This is a genomic window from Pseudomonas sp. NPDC098747, assembly GCF_044760045.1.
GTDB lineage: Bacteria > Pseudomonadota > Gammaproteobacteria > Pseudomonadales > Pseudomonadaceae > Aquipseudomonas.
On record NZ_JBIWAL010000004.1, the window covers coordinates 152,333 to 169,036 of the forward strand.

Sequence of the window (16,704 nt, forward strand, 5' to 3'; positions counted from 1 at the left end):
CTCCAATCATCATGAAAGAAAAAGCGGAACTGCCATCACGGCTACGGGTCAAGTAAACAGGCAGCCCACACAAGACGGTTGCCGCGCTTCCCCTAGTCATGAGAGGGCATTTTTTGTCTACATTTAACGAGTTGATCAGTGAAAAAGCCGCCACCGGAGTCGAAGGCCTGGATGACATCCTCGCCGGTGGCTTGTCTCGCGGTCATGTATTTTTGCTGGAGGGTGAGCCCGGTACCGGCAAAACCACGGTCGCTTTGCATTTTCTGATGGCCGGCGCGAAAGCCGGCGAACGCTCGTTGTACATCACGCTGTCGGAAACCGAGCGTGAACTGCGCCAAGGTGCGCTGTCCCACGGTTGGGAGTTGCCCGAAAACATTCACATTTTCGAGCTGACGCCGCCGGAAAGCCTGCTCAATGCCGAGCATCAGCAGAGTCTGCTGTATTCCTCCGATCTGGAGTTGGGCGAAGCCACCAAGCAGATATTTGAAGCGGTCGAACGCTTCAAGCCGACCCGGGTCGTCCTCGACAGCCTGTCGGAGATCCGGCTGCTGGCGCAAAGCTCGCTGCGCTATCGCCGGCAGATTCTGGCGATCAAGCATTATTTCGTACGCTATAACGCGACGGTCCTGCTGCTCGATGACCTGACCACCGAATCCCTCGACAAAACCGTGCACAGCGTCGCCCACGGGGTGGTTCGTCTTGAAGAACTGACACCCAACTATGGCGCCGAGCGTCGGCGTGTGCGGGTGGTCAAATACCGCGGACAAAAATATCGCGGTGGCTATCACGACTTCACCATCATGGCTGACGGCGTACACGTGTTCCCGCGCCTGGTCGCCGCCGAGCACCGCGGTGACTATCCGCGCCACCAATTGTCCAGCGGCATCAAGGAAATGGATGATTTGCTCGGGGGCGGCATCGAAACCGGCTCCAGCACGCTGATTCTGGGCCCGGCGGGCACAGGCAAATCGCTGATATCGATGATCTTCGCCGCCGCAGCCGTTGAGCGCGGAGGAAAAGCTGCGCTGTTCATCTTCGACGAAGAGCTGGAGCTGCTGTTCGAGCGAATGAAAAACATTGGCATCGATCTCAAGGCTTTGCGCGCCACCGGTAACCTGTTGATCGAGCAAGTCGACGCCGCCGAGTTGTCGCCCGGGGAGTTCTCCCATCGCGTACGCCGCTGCGTTGACGAAGGGCAGATCAAAACCGTGATCATCGACAGTATTAACGGCTATCAGGCGGCAATGCCTGAAGAAAAAGCCTTGGTGCTGCACATGCACGAATTGTTGCTGTACCTCAACCGCAAAGGGGCCGCGACATTCATGACGGTCGCCCAGCACGGTCTGGTCGGCGACATGCAAGCCCCGGTCGACATTACGTACCTGGCCGACTCGGTGATTCTGTTGCGCTACTTCGAGGCCGTCGGCAAAGTCCGGCGCGCCATCTCCATTATCAAGAAGCGCACCGGCAGCCACGAATCGACGATTCGCGAATACCTTATTTCGACGCAAGGCTTGGTTATCGGCGAACCGCTGGAGGCCTTTCAGGGTGTGCTTCGTGGCGTCCCGACCTACCTCGGTGAGAAAAAACCGCTGTTGCAGGAAAGCTTATGACCGTCTCGGTGCCGCTTGCCGAACGGGCGCTGATTCTGGCGCCCTTGGGTCGCGACGGCCAAATTGCGCTGATGATTCTCAACGAGGCTGGGTATGGCGGCCTCATCACGCCGAATCTCGCCACGCTGTGCACGCAGTTAGAAGTCGGCGCCGGACTGCTGCTGATCGCCGCCGAAGCGTTGCGCGGCCCGGAACTGGAGACCTTGTTCCATTACCTGGAACAGCAGCCCGCGTGGTCGGACCTGCCGATTGTTTTGCTCACCCATCACGGCGGACAGGAACAGGGCCCCTCCTCGAACCTCAGCGATCAGCTAGGCAACGTGACATTTCTTGAGCGGCCGTTTCATCCGGCAACTCTAATCAGCATGGTGTCCGCAGCCCTTCGCGGCCGACGACGACAGTACGACGCCCGCGACCGCCTGATCGACCTGAGTGAAAGCGAACGGCGCCTGCAATCGACACTGGAAACCCTCGAACAGCAAGTCGAGGAACGCACCGCACAACTTCGGCACAACGAAGAAGCGTTGCGTCAGTCGCAAAAAATGGAAGCCGTCGGCCAGCTCACTGGCGGTATCGCTCACGACTTCAACAACATGCTCACCGGCATTATCGGCAGCCTTGAATTGATACGTCGGCGTCTGGCCCGAGGGCGCACCGAAGACCTCGACAGTCTGATCGACCTGGGGGTGACCTCGGCCAATCGTGCCGCCAGCCTGACTCATCGCCTGCTGGCCTTTTCCCGTCGGCAATCGCTCGACTCCAAAGCCGTGCAGATGAATAGCCTGGTGCTGTCGATGGGCGAGCTGCTACAACGCAGCCTCAACGAAAGCATTCAACTGGACATGCGTCTGGACGAAAAACTCTGGGTGGCCGAGGCGGACCCCAATCAACTGGAAAGCGCCCTGCTTAACCTGGTCATTAATGCCCGCGACGCCATGCCCGAGGGCGGCAAATTGGTGGTCGAGACCAGTAATCAGGTCCTGCACCGTGAGTTCACCGTGGCGTATCCCAATCTTGAGCCCGGCGATTATGTGATGCTAAGCGTCACCGACAACGGCAGCGGCATGCCGCAAAGCGTGATCAGTCGTGCGTTCGATCCATTCTTCACCACCAAGCCCATTGGCCAGGGTACCGGCCTGGGTCTGTCGATGATTTACGGGTTCAGCAAACAGTCACGCGGCCATGTTTCGATCGACAGCGAAATCGACCAGGGCACGACTGTCAGGCTTTACTTGCCGCGTTTCCGTGGCGAGGAGCTTGAACATCCCACTTCCGATATCCCGCAAACCCCCCGTGCGATAGATGGCGAAACCGTGCTGATCGTCGAAGACGACCCAGCCGTACGCGTACTGGTCAGCGCGGTGCTCAGTGAGTTGGGTTATGCATATTTAGAAGCTGGAGACGCCGACGGTGCGGTGCCGATTCTCAACTCAACGCAGCGCATCGACCTGCTGATCAGCGATGTCGGTTTGCCGGGCATGAATGGCCGGCAACTGGCTGAGATAGGCCGGCAGTACCGACCGGGGCTCAAAGTTTTGTTCATCACTGGATACGCCGAACATGCGGCGGTACGTGGCGGTTTTCTTGATCCGGGAATGCAGATGATCACCAAACCGTTCACTTTCGATCTGCTAACCGCCAAAGTGCGGGAGATGATTAAAAGCTGAAACCCCAAAAAACCTGGAGCTTCGGCAGCTCCTACATGACATCGATCAAGAAGAGACTGGCTGGCTTAGGCCAACAGCTCCTGAATCTTTTCCTGCAACAAATCCAGATCAAACGGCTTTTCCAGAATCGGCGCCTTGAGCGTGATCGGGCTGCCGGTCTCGCGGATTTCCTGCGGATAACCGCTGATGAAAATTACCTTGAGGTCAGGTCGCAGCTTCACGGCGGGCTCGGCAATCTGCACGCCGGAGATGCCGCCGGGTAAACGGAAATCAGTGATCAGGACATCAAGATGCGGCTTGCTCGCCAGAATCTCGAAAGCCTGTTCGCCGCTTTCGGCCTGGAGCACGCGATAGCCCTGCCCCGACAGATAATCCGTCAGAACCATCAAGATAACGGGTTCGTCCTCGACGACGAGTACTACATCTTGTGCATCTACGCTCATGGGAAGCCTTTGTTCGGTCAATAGCTGCTGTTACGACCGTGTGGTCACTCAGAGGTTGCGTCGGATTTGCCGTTTTCCTCGATCGGCAGACAAACGCGAAACAGGGCGCCCTCGTTGATTTGACTCTCGACGACGATGGAGCCGCCATGGGCGGCGACGATCTGCTCGGAAATAAACAGACCCAGCCCGAGACCGGCCACTACCGTCTTGGCGGAAACCCGTTCGAACTGTTGGAAAATACGCTTCTGATTCTCTGCGCTGATGCCGATCCCGTGGTCCTGAACCTCAACCCGGGCTTCGTTGCCCTGGCGATAGACGCGTACCTGAATAGGGCTTCTGCCGCCATAACGCAACGCGTTGGTCAACAGATTGGAAATCACCTGCTCGATGCGGAACTCATCCCAGCAACCTTTCACCGGCAGATCCGCTTCGAAGGTGACTGTGGTTTCCGCCGCTTCGATTTGCGCGGCAAAATTTTGCAGTAGATTGCTCACCAACTGCACAAGGTCGAAGGCATTGGGCCGGATCGACAGCTTGCCGGTACGAATCCGCGATACGTCGAGCATGTCCTCGATCAAGCGAATCAAGCTTTTGATCTGCCGCTCGTCACGATCGACCATGGCGTGCATCTTGTCGAGGGTGAACGCCGCTGCGTTGTCCCGCGCCAGGTGCATCTTGCGCAATTGGGTTTCGAGTATCAGGCCATTGAGTGGCGTGCGCACTTCATGGGCGACGATTGACATGAAGTCATCGCGCATCCGCACCGCTTGCTCAAGCTCCGACTGGGTGCTCTGCAATTGTTGCAGCAGCGCTTCCTGCTCTCGGCGGGCCTGCTCCAGCGCCTCGACCTGTTGCTTCATGGCCTTGCTCTGGCGATACAGATCGACGAACACGTTGACCTTGCTCTTCACCGCGTGGATATCCAGCGGCTTGTGCAGAAAGTCCACCGCGCCGCTTTCGTAGCCCTTGAACGCGTAGTTCAATTCGCGGCCGGCGGCGCTGACGAAAATGATCGGGATGTTCTTGGTTTTCTCGGTGCCGCGCATCAACTCGGCCAGTTCGAAGCCGTTCATGCCGGGCATCTGCACGTCGAGAATGGCCATGGCGAACTCGTGTTCCAGCAGCAGTGACAATGCTTCGTCGGCCGACAACGCCTTGTAGACGGTGCGGTCTTCACGCCTGATCAGCGCTTCGAGTGCCAGCAGGTTCTCGGGCAGATCGTCGACGATCAGCAGTTTTGCCTGGATATTACTCAGCATGCGATTCGTTCCAGCTCGACTAACAGACGGCCGATGCCGTGAATGGGTAAGACATGATCTGGCTGCTGAACCTTCAGCGCAGCCAGAGGCATGGTTGCAATCTGGGCCTCATCAGGATCCTGCACGATGGTCAGCCCGCCGTAGCGTTTGACCTGCGCCAGCCCGCGCGCGCCATCGTGACTGGCACCGGTCAGCAGCACAGCGGCCAGCGCCGGCCCGTAGACGTCGGCAGCCGACTCGAAGAGATAGTCAATCGATGGCCGCGAATGATGAAGCCGGTCCTCAAGGCTCAAGGACAAACTGCGATCCTGCTCCACCGACAGGTGATAACCGGGCGTGGCGAAATACACCGTACCGGGTTGGATGTCCTGCTTGTCCGTAGCCTCTTCGACCGGCAGCAGCAGACGTCGGGCAAACACTTCGGCCAACTGGCTGCGACGCTCTTGCGGCAAGTGCAACACGATGATGATCGGCAGCACAAAGCCTCGGCGTAACGGGCCAAGCAGGTTCATCAATGCCTCGACGCCACCGGCGGAAGCCCCCATCACAATAGCCTCGATTCGAGGCAGATCCGCAGTCTCGTTCATTTTTTGCGGTAGATCCGTTCGTGTTTCACCAGCGGCTCGAACTGGTTCGCATAGCTGGAAAAATCCAGCGTCTCTTTACTGCCCAGTACCAGAAAACCGCGATGACAAAGCGATTCATGGAACAGCCCGAACGCACGGTCCTGAAGCTTCTTGTTGAAGTAGATCAGCACATTGCGGCAGGAAATCAATTGAGTTTCGGAGAACACACTGTCAGTGGCCAGGCTGTGATCGGCAAACGTAACGTTCTCGCAAAGGCTCTTGTCGAAAATCGCGTAACCATAAGCGGCAGTGTAGTAGTCGGCAAATGAACACTGACCACCGGCCTGCTGATAGTTGGCGGTGTAGGCGCGGACGTTTTCCATCGAAAAAATTCCCTGCTTGGCCTTGTCCAGCGAGCGCGGATTGATGTCGGTGGCGTAAATGATCGTGCGATCGAGCAGGCCCTCTTCGCGCAGCAGAATCGCCATCGAATAGACCTCCTCCCCCGTGCTGCATCCAGCGATCCAGATCTTGATCGACGGATAGGTACGCAGCAGTGGCACCACTTCCTTGCGAATGGCGAGGAAGTGCGACGGATCGCGAAACATCTCGCTGACCGGGATCGTCAACAATTGCAGCAGTTGCATGAACGCCGTCGGGTCATGCAGGACTTTCTCCTGCAACGCCGAAATGGTCGCGCATTCGAACTGGCCCAATGCGTGTTGCACCCGACGCTTGATCGAAGCGCCAGAGTAATCGCGAAAATCGTAGCTGTACTTGAGGTAAATAGCCTCAATCAACAGCCGCAATTCGATTTCACTGTTTCGCTCTAATGAATTACTGCCGTCCACTAAATGCGTTCCATCTTCGGTAACCACACACGAATCAGCGAGAACAGGCGATCCAGGTCGATGGGCTTGGCCAGATAATCGTTGGCGCCCGCTTGCAGGCAGCGCTCCTGATCGTCCTTCATGGCTTTGGCCGTCACCGCAATAATGGGCAGTTTGCGCCAGCGCGGATCCTTGCGGATCTCAATGGTGGCTTCGAAACCATCCATTTCCGGCATCATCACGTCCATTAGCACCAGATCGATGTCCTCGACTTCATTCAGTTTTTCAATCGCCTCACGACCGTTCCGGCCGATCACCACGACTGCGCCTTTTGTCTCCAGCGCGCTGGTCAGGGCGAAGATGTTGCGTACATCGTCGTCCACCAGCAGCACTTTGCGACCTTCGAAGACCTTGTCGCGGCTGCGCGCGGTCTTGAGCATCTTCTGCCGTTCATGGGACAACTGCGATTCGACTTTGTGCAGAAAGAGTGTGACCTCATCCAGCAAGCGTTCCGGCGAGCGTGCGCCTTTGATGATGATCGAGCGCGAATACTTGCGCAGGTCGGCCTCTTCGTCGCGGGTCAGGTTGCGCCCGGTGTAGACAATCACCGGTGGGAACGAACAGATGTCCTCGGTCGACATACGTTTGAGCAACTCGTTGCCGAGCATGTCCGGCAGCTTGAGGTCGATAACCATGCAGTCAAAAATGGTCGTGCGCAGCAGATCAAGAGCCTCTTGCGCAAGGCCCACGGCGGTGATCTGGATGTCTTCATCGCCAATCAGCCGCGCGATACTTTCGCGCTGCAGATCATCGTCCTCGACCAGCAGCACGCGTTTGACCTTCTGCGTCAGTTTGGCTTCAAGACGGGCGAACACGTCCTTCAGTTCTTCGCGGGTAGTCGGTTTGACCGCGTAACCGATGGCGCCCATGTGCATGGCCGCTTCGACACGGTCCTCGACCGAGATCACGTGCACCGGGATGTGACGGGTTTCGGCACGTTCTTTCAAACGCTGCAACACGGTCAGGCCAGAGTGGTCCGGCAGGCGCATATCGAGCAGGATTGCGTCTGGTACAAACTCTCGCGCCAAGTCATAGCCTTCGTCCGCACCGTGGGCGACCAGGCACTGATAACCCAGCTCATGCGCCAGGTCGTAGAGGATGTGGGCGAAGTTCGGCTCGTCCTCGATCACCAGAATGCAGCGAGTGGCGAACGGTGACTTATCGCGATCATCGGCAAAACGCGGGATGTTGATCGGTGCCAGTGACGCAGCCGGCACCGCGGCTACGGCAACAGGCGTGACGACCGCCGGCGGGGTAAAGCTCAGCGGCGCAAAACGATTGTCGACCGGTTCGCTGTACTGCAACGGCAATACCAGGGTGAACACACTGCCCTGCCCCGGCGTGCTGCTGACGCTGATCGAACCGCCAAGCAACATTGCCAGATCCCGGGAAATCGACAAGCCCAGACCGGTGCCGCCGTACTTGCGGTTGGTGGTGCCATCGGCCTGACGGAAGGCTTCGAAGATGCTTTCCTGCTGATCCGTGGCAATGCCGATCCCCGAATCCTGAACGATGAACGCAATGCGCTCATCGGGCTGACTGGCAATCGTCAGGCTGACCGAGCCTCGCTCGGTGAACTTAACGGCATTGGACAGCAGGTTTTTGATCACCTGTTCCAAGCGTTGGCGGTCAGTAAACATCGTCGTCGGAGCGCCCGGTTGCACTTCAACATGGAACGCCAGCTTCTTATCCGCCGCGATCGGTTCGAAGACACCACGCAAACCGTCCGCCAGCCGCGCGACGTAGGTGTTTTCCGGCAGCACTTCCAGCTTGCCTGCCTCAACTTTGGAGATGTCGAGGATGTCGTTGATCAAGTTGAGCAGATCGTTGCCGGCGGAGTAGATCGACTCGGCAAACTTGACCTGCTCGGCGCTGAGGTTGTCCTGCGGGTTTTCCGCGAGCAACTTGGCGAGGATCAGCGAACTGTTCAGCGGTGTGCGCAGTTCGTGGGACATGTTGGCGAGGAACTCGGACTTGTACTTGCTCGAACGCTGCAACTCTTCGGCGCGTTCTTCGAGTTGCACCTGCGCCTGATTCAGCTCGGTGTTCTTCAGATCCATGGCGTCGCGTTGTTCGGCAAGTGTCTGGGCCTGTTCGGCCAGTTGCTCGTTGGTCTGCTCAAGCTCGACTTGCTGGGTTTCCAGATGCGCCTGGGATTCCTTGAGAATCCGCGACTGCTCTTCCAGCTCTTCGTTAGCGGTTTTCAGCTCTTCTTGCTGCACCTGCAATTCTTCGTTGAGTTGCTGGGTTTCGGCCAACACTTCTTGCAGGCGCTGGCGATAACGGGCCGCCTCGATGGAGGTGCCGATATTACTGGCAATCAGCTCCAGCAACTCGACGTCGCGGTCATTGAGCGGACGCAGGAAACCCAGTTCGATCACGCCGTTGACCCGGTCGTCTTCGCTGGTCGGCACCACCAGTACGCTGTGCGGCAGACCTTCGCCCAGACCGGAGCTGACCTTGAAGTAATCGAATGGCACCGAATCCAGCCGAACCAGACGCGCCTGCTGCACCACTTGGCCGACGATGCCTTCCGCGCCGTGAATCGACTGTTGCTGTTCTTCCTGTTCACGCGAGAAACCATAGCTGGCGACCCGCTTCAGGCCACCGTGTTCTTCGCGTACATAAAGAGCGGCCACCGCGCTGCCAAGGTACTGGGCGCAGAACTGCAGAATGTTGCGCCCCAGCAGATTCAGCGTCAGTTGCCCCAAGACCTGCTCGGCCAGCTCGGTTTGGCCGTTACGCAGCCAGGCCTGTCGCTCCAGACGTTCGGCGGCGGCCTGCTGCGCTGCCAACGTGGCACCGTAGCTTTGCGACAGATTGACCAGATCGCGCCGACCAATGTAGGCCAGCAACCCGCTGATACTGGCAACAAACAGCAGATAAAGGGTGATGCTCCAGATCGTGGTGCGGCGCACTTCTTCATTGCGCGTGGTGCGCAACTGCTGCTCCATGTCGATCACGTCTTCGAACTGCTTGCGGATTTCATCGGTCAGACGCTTGCCCCGCCCGGCCCGAACCGCACCACGGTAATCACCGCTGGCGCGCTGCAAGTCGATCATCGATTGGGCATAAGTCGCCCATTCGGTCTGCAAGGCCTGGAGCCGGCGCAAGCGATCCGTCTGCACTGGATTGTCGGCTGTCAGCTCTAGCAACGTATTGAGCGCGACATTGATGCGCGGTTTGGCCGTTTCATACGGGTCAAGGAAGTGTTCGTCACCGCTGAGCAGGAACCCGCGCATGCCGGTTTCCAGGTCCACGGTGAGTTTCACGGCTTCATTGGCGTTATTGATCACCCGGTCAGTGTGTTCAACCCACTGGATAACCGACAGCAGATAGGTGATCAGCGACACGAAGAACACCGCACTGAGCACGCCGACGCCAAGCGGCAGGCTGACGTTGCGACTCAGGAGTTTACGAAAACGCTGCTCATCAACCGAAGACGAAGAGGACATGGGGCGGCCTTGGCGAACTGTAGAAAAACACGGAGTTTGCCCGAAAACCGACCTCTGGATCCATTTTTCTCACCATATATGCGGCTATTTCCTACAATTGCCTACGCCGCTAGGCGTGCAACAGTTATCCTTGCGCGTTGATTTGCAGCTAACCTTTTTTGTATCAAACCGGGAACTTGTGGCTATGCGCCACTTACTCATGCAAGACCCCGGCATTTCTGATCGACCGGTACGCCCGAAACCTACCCTTGAGAGCTTAAATATGTCCGCCACCCTTTCCACCATCCTGGTAGTCGAAGACGATGCCATCGTGCGCATGTTGATCGTCGATGTGCTGGAGGAACTGGAATTCAATGTCCTGGAGGCGGATGGCAGTGAACAGGCGCTGGAAATTCTCAACCACGCGGCTACGCACATCGACCTGATGATGACCGACGTCGGCTTGCCGGGCATGGATGGCCGTGAACTGGCGACTGAAGCGCATAAGCTGCGCCCCGCACTGCCAATCCTGTTTGCCAGTGGTTACGCTGAAAATCTCGACGTACCCGATGGCATGCACGTCATCGGCAAACCATTTTCGATTGACCAGTTGCGCGACAAGGTGACAGGCATTCTTGCAAATCAACGCGTTTGATCACGTTGTCCGAACCATGATCACAGACTCCCGCAAACACCGTACATTCTCTCCCCTGATGCCCCTCCCTCCTGACAAGGACAAGCCGGACACCGTCCGGTTTGTGTTCTAATCTGCGCTGTTTTTCCCCCCACCGTGTACGTCTAGGAATCCGCGTTATGAGTCAGCCTGCAACCAAAGTTCTCGTCATTGGTTACGTCTGGCCCGAACCCCGCTCCTCCGCCGCCAGCGGGCACGTGATGCAGATTCTCGAGACGTTCCTGGAGCAAGGCTGGGACATTACCTTCAGCAGCCCGGCGGGTCCCGGTGAACACAGGGCGGACCTGTCGGCGCTGGGCATCCGCGAGGTGCCTATCGAACTCAATAACAGCAGCTTCGATACCTTCATCAGCGAACTGGCGCCCGACATTGTGTTGTTCGACCAGTTCATGATGGAGGAACAGTTCGGCTGGCGCGTTGAAAAGCATTGTCCCGACGCCCTTCGTATTCTCGAAACATCCGATCTGCAAAGCTTGCGGCATGCCCGCCATCAACGTCTCAAGGATCGTTTGAAAGCCAGCAGCGATCAGGATGACTTCAGTGATTTGTTCGCCCCGGCATTGCGCGAAGAATTCGAATTGATGGCCGATACCGACCTGGCCAAGCGGGAAATCGCTGCGCTGTATCGCTGTGACTTGAACCTGATGATTTCCGAAGTGGAAATCGACTTGCTGGTCGAGCAATTCGGCCTGCCGCGCCAATTGTTGCACTGGTGCCCTTTGATGGTCGACCTGCCAACGGCGCCAGCGCGAGCGTTCGAGGAGCGCGCGCATTTTCTGAGCATCGGTAACTTCCGCCACGCGCCCAACTGGGATGCCGTGCTGTGGATGAAGAACACCCTCTGGCCGTTGATCCGCCAGCAACTGCCGCAGGCGCAACTGCATATCTATGGCGCCTACACGCCGCCCAAAGCCACTGCACTGCATAACGCGGCGCAAGGGTTCCACATCATGAACTGGGCCGAAGATGCGTTGCAGGTCATGTCGGCAGCGCGGATCTGTCTGGCGCCGCTGCGCTTTGGCGCCGGCATCAAGGGCAAACTGGTCGACGCCATGCTGTGCGGCACACCCAGTGTCACCACGCCGATTGGCGCTGAGGGCATGCACGGGGATCTGCCATGGCCTGGAGCGGTCACGCTTTCGGCAAGCGAATTCGCCAACAGTGCTGTTCAGCTCTATAGGGATGAGGCGCGTTGGCAAGCGAGCCAAATGGCTGGGAATACGTTGCTCGATGAGCGTTACCAAAAGGCAATTCACGGCCCGGCGCTGATTGAAAAATTGTTCAACTGCCAGATAAATTTGAAACAACTTAGAGCCAGTAACTTTATTGGAAACATGCTGCGCCACCACTCCCACAAAAGCACTCAATATATGGCGCAGTGGATCGAGGCAAAAAATCGCAACATCACACCAACTGCCGATATGTAAAAAAGGGTCGCTACACAACTTGCATAAAGTCAACGTTAGCCAAATAACCGCCATTCGTTATATACATCCTGCGCAGCAACTTCAAACAACTTACCAAACCCGCAGGATGTAAAGCATGACACCGACCGACATTAAAGATTTCCTCGCTTACGAGTGGATGAGAGCAACACCCGAACTGAACAATCTGTCACTCAATGAAATGACATTGCCGGGCACTCACAATGCGGGTTGCGACCTGGAGGCGTCTTACTCGAATGCGTTCACCCGCAACTGGTTCGCCTGCCAGGACGTTCCCTTTTTCAGCCAATTGAGCCGCGGTGCCCGGGCTCTTGATGTGCGCTTGGTCTATGACGCCAGTGCGCACGGACTTGCGAAATTTCGTTTTGTACATAATGGAACCTGGTCTTCGCGCACACTGGCCGATCTCATTCGGGGCATTAAAGCGTTTCTTGATCGAAGTTTTCACGAGTTCATCATTCTCGACTTCCACAAACTCGAACATGGCGACGAACCGTTCGACTTCAAGTATTTTAACGACATGATGAAGGAGCATCTTGGTGAACACATCATACCCACAGAAAACAAGGCTCTTACGCTTGGCCAACTAAAGGCAGCCAGCCGGCCTCAGCGAGTTTTGGTCAATGCACCTTATAACAACAGCCTTGATCGAAAACTGTTCGGCTCTGAAATTCCCCATCGTTGGGCCGGTAGCGACGCTACAAAAGTTGTCGGAGATACTTTTTCTCACTCGCGCTTAAAAACTTTTGTTACTGAAGTTCTGGCCAATCCTCCCGGGAAACGGGCGCCGTGGTCGCTGTCGGCTGCCGTCTATGACGCCGGCGGCCCCGTCAGAATGCTGCAAGACCTCGACGAATGGTTCGACCCCACAAAAAGTGATTGGGCGGAACAGTGCAGCATCATCAACTTCGATTTTATTAAAAACTCCAAACTCGTGTATTTCTGTTATCTGGCAAATCTGAAAAAAGCGAGCAGAAAGTCTCGACAGGCTTGATATCCAGCATGCGGCGGCACCGGGCTGGCACCCGGCATACTGAAAGAGGCATGATCGCCCTGCGATAACAAAAAAAGCACTCAGCCATGACCCGAACCGCACGCGTGACCGACCCCTCTTATGAGTTGATGGATGACCACAACGGGTTATCCATCATCTACCGTCAGCACGGCTTCCCCTGCCCGCTGGTGCGCTGGCATTTCCATAAGGAATACGAGCTACACCTGATCGTCGCCAGCTCCGGCAAGGTATTCATTGGCGACTACATTGGTAACTTCTATCCCGAATCGCTGTTTCTCACCGGACCCAATCTGCCGCACAACTGGATAAGCCAGGTGGCCGAAGACGAAATCGTCGAAAAACGCGACATGCTGGTCAATTTCACCGACGAACTGTTCGAGAGCGGCCATCAGGTGTTCGCTGAACTGAAAACGCTGGCGCCTTTATTGGAGCGTGCTCAGTACGGCATCGAATTCCGCTGCAAGCGTACGATTCGCCAGGCCATGACCCTGATGCAACGAATCGCCGACACCCGTGGCGTCACCCGGCTCGGGCACTTTTTCATCCTCATGGAATTGCTCGCGGCCAGCGACGATTTCCAACTGCTGTCCGGCGCCACCACGTCGCAACTGGCGGATGAGCACAATATCGATCGCACCAACCGCGCGGTCGATTACATCTTCAGCCACTACGCCCGGGATATTTCACTGGAAGAAGTCGCCGAGCATCTGGGCATGACGCCGACCTACTTCAGCCGCGTGTTCAAACAGGCGACCGGGCGCACCTTCATCGAGTTCGTCAATCGCTTGCGCATCAGCAAATCCTGCGAGCTATTGGCAGATGGCGACAAACCGGTGACTGATGTGTGTTTCGAGTCGGGCTTCAACAATATTTCCAACTTCAATCGGCGGTTTCAGCAGCTCAAGGGCATGACGCCCTCGCATTATCGACGCCTCGCGGTGCAGCGCCTGACTGAGCAAAACCATAGTTGACATCACAAATCCCCCTGTGGGAGCTGGCTTGCCAGCGATGAGGCCCGCACCAACGCCATCTTCATCAACTGATCCACCGCCATCGCTGGCAAGCCAGCTCCCACAGGTTTTGACCTGTTTTGGTTCTGAAACCTGTACGTATCCGATGTCATCCTCACGCTGCAATCCCCTTCCCTGCGTTAACTCCGCCAAAGCACAGTGCAAAAAAGTATCAATCAAAGTGCGACGGATGATTTGTCAGCCCTGCGTTTGAAGGCTGTAATCAGCGCACATTCTTCCTGCATTCGGAAGACACAAAAACAATAACTGTCCTTCTGTCTCCCAACGGATTCAGAAAAGGAGTGCACGATGCAACCCACTGCAAAAGCTCTGCTTGCTCTCACCTGCATGACCCTCAGCAGCGTCAGCCTTGGCGCCCAGACATTGACCATCGCCACCGTCAACAACAGCGACATGATCCGCATGCAGAAGCTCTCGAAAACCTTTGAGACCGAACATCCGGACATCAAGCTCAATTGGGTGGTGCTCGAAGAAAACGTTCTGCGTCAACGCCTGACTACCGACATTGCCACCCAGGGCGGACAGTTCGACGTATTGACCATCGGCATGTACGAAGCCGCACTCTGGGGCGCCAAGGGTTGGCTTGAACCGATGAAGGATCTGCCGGCCAGTTACGCCCTCGATGATGTGTTCCCGTCGGTGCGTGAAGGTCTCTCGGTCAAGGGCTCGCTGTACGCCCTGCCGTTCTACGCCGAAAGTTCGATCACCTATTACCGCACCGATCTGTTCAAGGAAGCCGGGCTGACCATGCCCGAGCGTCCGACCTGGGAACAGATCGCAGGCTTCGCCGAAAAACTTACCCACAAAGACAAAGAGCAATACGGCATCTGCCTGCGCGGCAAGGCCGGTTGGGGCGAGAACATGGCGCTGATCACTACCGTCGCCAATGCCTACGGTGCACGCTGGTTCGATGAGCAGTGGAAGCCGGAATTCACGGCGCCCGAGTGGAAAAATGCGCTGAATTTCTATGTCGACACCATGAAGAAGTCCGGCCCGCCGGGCGCCTCCAGCAACGGTTTTAACGAAAACCTCGCACTGTTCAACAGCGGCAAATGCGCGATCTGGGTCGATGCCAGCGTCGCCGGCTCATTCGTCACCGACAAGACCCAGAGCAAGGTTAGCGACCACGTTGGCTTCACCTTCGCACCCCATCAAGTCACCGAAAAAGGTTCGGCCTGGTTGTACTCGTGGGCGCTGGCCATTCCGACCAGCTCCAAGGCCAAGGATGCCGCGAAAACCTTCAGTGCCTGGGCCACGTCCAAAGAATACGGCGCACTGGTTGCCGAGAAGGATGGGATCGCCAACGTACCGCCGGGCACCCGCGCCTCGACCTACAGCGAGGCGTACATGAGCGCCGCGCCGTTTGCCAAGGTCACGCTGGAATCGCTGAAAGTCGCCGACCCGAGCAAACCGACCCTCAAACCCGTGCCTTACATCGGCATTCAACTGGTGACCATTCCTGAGTTCCAGGCGGTGGGCACGCAGGTCGGCAAGCTGTTCTCGGCGGCGTTGATCGGCCAGACAACGGTGGATCAGGCGCTGGCGTCAGCGCAGCAGACCACTGAACGCGAAATGAAGCGCGCGGGTTATCCGAAGTAATCCGTAAAACTCGCTCCTGCCTCCTGTGGGAGCGAGCTTGCTCGCGAATGCGATCTGACATTCAACACTGATGTCGACTGACACGACGCTTTCGCGAGCAAGCTCGCTCCCACATGGGATCTTCATAGGTCTGTATGACTCGGTTGTGATCACCATGAATACTTCAACTGCCAAAGCCCAAATCGACCTGTCCCAGCCGCAGCGCAAAAGTCGCGTGGCCAATCCCGGCTGGTTTCTGGTCAGCCCCTCGGTGGCCCTGTTGCTGCTGTGGATGATCGTGCCGCTGGGCATGACCATTTACTTTTCAATGATCCGCTACAACCTGCTCTACCCCGGTGAAAACCAGTTCGTCGGGCTTGAGAACTTCACTTATTTTCTGACCGACTCGGGGTTCATGCCCGGTGCCACCAATACCCTGTTGCTGGTCGGCAGCGTGTTGCTGATCAGTGTGGTGTTCGGCGTGTTGATCAGCGCGTTGTTGGAGGCCAGCGAGTTTCTCGGTCGTGGCATCGTGCGAGTCATGCTGATTTCGCCGTTCTTCATCATGCCCACCGTCGGCGCGTTGATCTGGAAGAACCTGATTTTCCATCCGGTGTCGGGAATCCTCGCCTACATCTGGAAACTGTTCGGCGCGCAACCGGTGGACTGGCTGGCGCACTACCCGCTGCTGTCGATCATCATCATTGTTTCGTGGCAATGGCTGCCCTTCGCGATCCTGATTCTGATGACTGCTATGCAGTCCCTCGACCAGGAGCAGAAAGAAGCCGCTCGACTGGATGGCGCCGGGCCTATCGCGATTTTCTGGCACCTGACGCTGCCGCACCTGGCTCGGCCGATTGCGGTGGTGGTGATGATCGAAACGATCTTCCTGCTATCGGTGTTCGCCGAGATTTTCACCACCACCAACGGCGGCCCCGGCTACGCCTCGACCAACCTCGCCTACCTGATCTACAACCAGGCGCTGGTGCAGTTCGACGTCGGCATGGCCTCGGCGGGCGGCTTGATTGCCGTGGTCATCGCCAACATCGCCGCGATCATACTGGTGCGG

The 16,704-nt window shown here is 57.1% G+C and carries 13 protein-coding genes; 8 read left to right on the forward strand and 5 right to left on the reverse strand.

Going from position 1 to position 16,704, the window contains the following annotated elements:
* Nucleotides 1-113 precede the first annotated feature (113 nt).
* Complete coding sequence (locus ACIQVE_RS03980) at nucleotides 114-1,613, forward strand: ATPase domain-containing protein (protein ID WP_402804774.1); 1,500 nt, start codon at nucleotides 114-116, stop codon at nucleotides 1,611-1,613.
* Complete coding sequence (locus ACIQVE_RS03985) at nucleotides 1,610-3,280, forward strand: ATP-binding protein (RefSeq protein WP_402804776.1); 1,671 nt, start codon at nucleotides 1,610-1,612, stop codon at nucleotides 3,278-3,280. Before ACIQVE_RS03980 ends, ACIQVE_RS03985 begins: the two co-directional genes overlap by 4 nt.
* Nucleotides 3,281-3,345: 65 nt before the next feature.
* On the opposite strand, the gene ACIQVE_RS03990 is transcribed toward ACIQVE_RS03985, so the two are convergent.
* The 5 genes from ACIQVE_RS03990 to ACIQVE_RS04010 are packed head-to-tail and all read right to left on the reverse strand — an operon-like array spanning nucleotide 3,346 to nucleotide 9,893.
* On the reverse strand, nucleotides 3,346-3,723 hold the full coding sequence (locus tag ACIQVE_RS03990) for a response regulator (protein ID WP_402804778.1): 378 nt from the start codon (nucleotides 3,721-3,723) through the stop codon (nucleotides 3,346-3,348).
* Between the two features lie 44 nt (nucleotides 3,724-3,767).
* Complete coding sequence (locus tag ACIQVE_RS03995) at nucleotides 3,768-4,982, reverse strand: ATP-binding protein (protein WP_402804780.1); 1,215 nt, start codon at nucleotides 4,980-4,982, stop codon at nucleotides 3,768-3,770.
* Complete coding sequence (locus ACIQVE_RS04000) at nucleotides 4,976-5,569, reverse strand: chemotaxis protein CheB (protein WP_402804782.1); 594 nt, start codon at nucleotides 5,567-5,569, stop codon at nucleotides 4,976-4,978. Before ACIQVE_RS04000 ends, ACIQVE_RS03995 begins: the two co-directional genes overlap by 7 nt.
* Nucleotides 5,566-6,399 (reverse strand): CheR family methyltransferase, encoded by an 834-nt coding sequence (locus tag ACIQVE_RS04005; RefSeq protein ID WP_402804784.1) that lies wholly within the window; start codon nucleotides 6,397-6,399, stop codon nucleotides 5,566-5,568. Before ACIQVE_RS04005 ends, ACIQVE_RS04000 begins: the two co-directional genes overlap by 4 nt.
* Nucleotides 6,399-9,893, reverse strand: coding sequence for a response regulator (locus ACIQVE_RS04010; RefSeq protein WP_402804786.1), 3,495 nt, complete (start codon nucleotides 9,891-9,893; stop codon nucleotides 6,399-6,401). The genes ACIQVE_RS04005 and ACIQVE_RS04010 overlap by 1 nt, the downstream gene beginning before the upstream one ends.
* Before the next feature lie 262 nt (nucleotides 9,894-10,155).
* Here ACIQVE_RS04010 and ACIQVE_RS04015 point away from each other — a divergent pair, with 262 nt between their 5' ends.
* The 6 genes from ACIQVE_RS04015 to ACIQVE_RS04040 form a co-directional block, all read left to right on the forward strand.
* Nucleotides 10,156-10,527 (forward strand): response regulator, encoded by a 372-nt coding sequence (locus ACIQVE_RS04015; protein WP_402804788.1) that lies wholly within the window; start codon nucleotides 10,156-10,158, stop codon nucleotides 10,525-10,527.
* A gap of 158 nt (nucleotides 10,528-10,685) precedes the next feature.
* Entirely contained in the window at nucleotides 10,686-11,993 is a 1,308-nt protein-coding gene (locus ACIQVE_RS04020) for a glycosyltransferase (RefSeq protein ID WP_402804790.1), read from the forward strand.
* A 115-nt stretch (nucleotides 11,994-12,108) separates the two neighbouring features.
* Nucleotides 12,109-13,005 (forward strand): phospholipase, encoded by an 897-nt coding sequence (locus ACIQVE_RS04025; RefSeq protein WP_402804792.1) that lies wholly within the window; start codon nucleotides 12,109-12,111, stop codon nucleotides 13,003-13,005.
* A gap of 86 nt (nucleotides 13,006-13,091) precedes the next feature.
* Nucleotides 13,092-13,997, forward strand: a complete 906-nt coding sequence (locus ACIQVE_RS04030) for an AraC family transcriptional regulator (RefSeq protein ID WP_402804794.1) — start codon at nucleotides 13,092-13,094, stop codon at nucleotides 13,995-13,997.
* 348 nt (nucleotides 13,998-14,345) lie between these two features.
* Nucleotides 14,346-15,656, forward strand: a complete 1,311-nt coding sequence (locus ACIQVE_RS04035; RefSeq protein WP_402804796.1) for an ABC transporter substrate-binding protein — start codon at nucleotides 14,346-14,348, stop codon at nucleotides 15,654-15,656.
* 154 nt (nucleotides 15,657-15,810) lie between these two features.
* On the forward strand, nucleotides 15,811-16,704 hold an 894-nt coding region (locus ACIQVE_RS04040), incomplete at its 3' end, for a carbohydrate ABC transporter permease (RefSeq protein WP_402804798.1).

Excerpts from the sequence above, each read along its gene's own strand:
- ACIQVE_RS04020 (WP_402804790.1), top strand. The coding sequence starts at position 10,686 with ATGAGTCAGCCTGCAACCAAAGTTCTCGTCATTGGTTACGTCTGGCCC.
- ACIQVE_RS03990 (WP_402804778.1), bottom strand. The coding sequence starts at position 3,723 with ATGAGCGTAGATGCACAAGATGTAGTACTCGTCGTCGAGGACGAACCC.
- ACIQVE_RS04000 (WP_402804782.1), bottom strand. The coding sequence starts at position 5,569 with ATGAACGAGACTGCGGATCTGCCTCGAATCGAGGCTATTGTGATGGGG.
- ACIQVE_RS04035 (WP_402804796.1), top strand. The coding sequence starts at position 14,346 with ATGCAACCCACTGCAAAAGCTCTGCTTGCTCTCACCTGCATGACCCTC.
- ACIQVE_RS04010 (WP_402804786.1), bottom strand. The coding sequence starts at position 9,893 with ATGTCCTCTTCGTCTTCGGTTGATGAGCAGCGTTTTCGTAAACTCCTG.
- ACIQVE_RS03985 (WP_402804776.1), top strand. The coding sequence starts at position 1,610 with ATGACCGTCTCGGTGCCGCTTGCCGAACGGGCGCTGATTCTGGCGCCC.
- ACIQVE_RS03995 (WP_402804780.1), bottom strand. The coding sequence starts at position 4,982 with ATGCTGAGTAATATCCAGGCAAAACTGCTGATCGTCGACGATCTGCCC.
- ACIQVE_RS04015 (WP_402804788.1), top strand. The coding sequence starts at position 10,156 with ATGTCCGCCACCCTTTCCACCATCCTGGTAGTCGAAGACGATGCCATC.
- ACIQVE_RS04025 (WP_402804792.1), top strand. The coding sequence starts at position 12,109 with ATGACACCGACCGACATTAAAGATTTCCTCGCTTACGAGTGGATGAGA.
- ACIQVE_RS04030 (WP_402804794.1), top strand. The coding sequence starts at position 13,092 with ATGACCCGAACCGCACGCGTGACCGACCCCTCTTATGAGTTGATGGAT.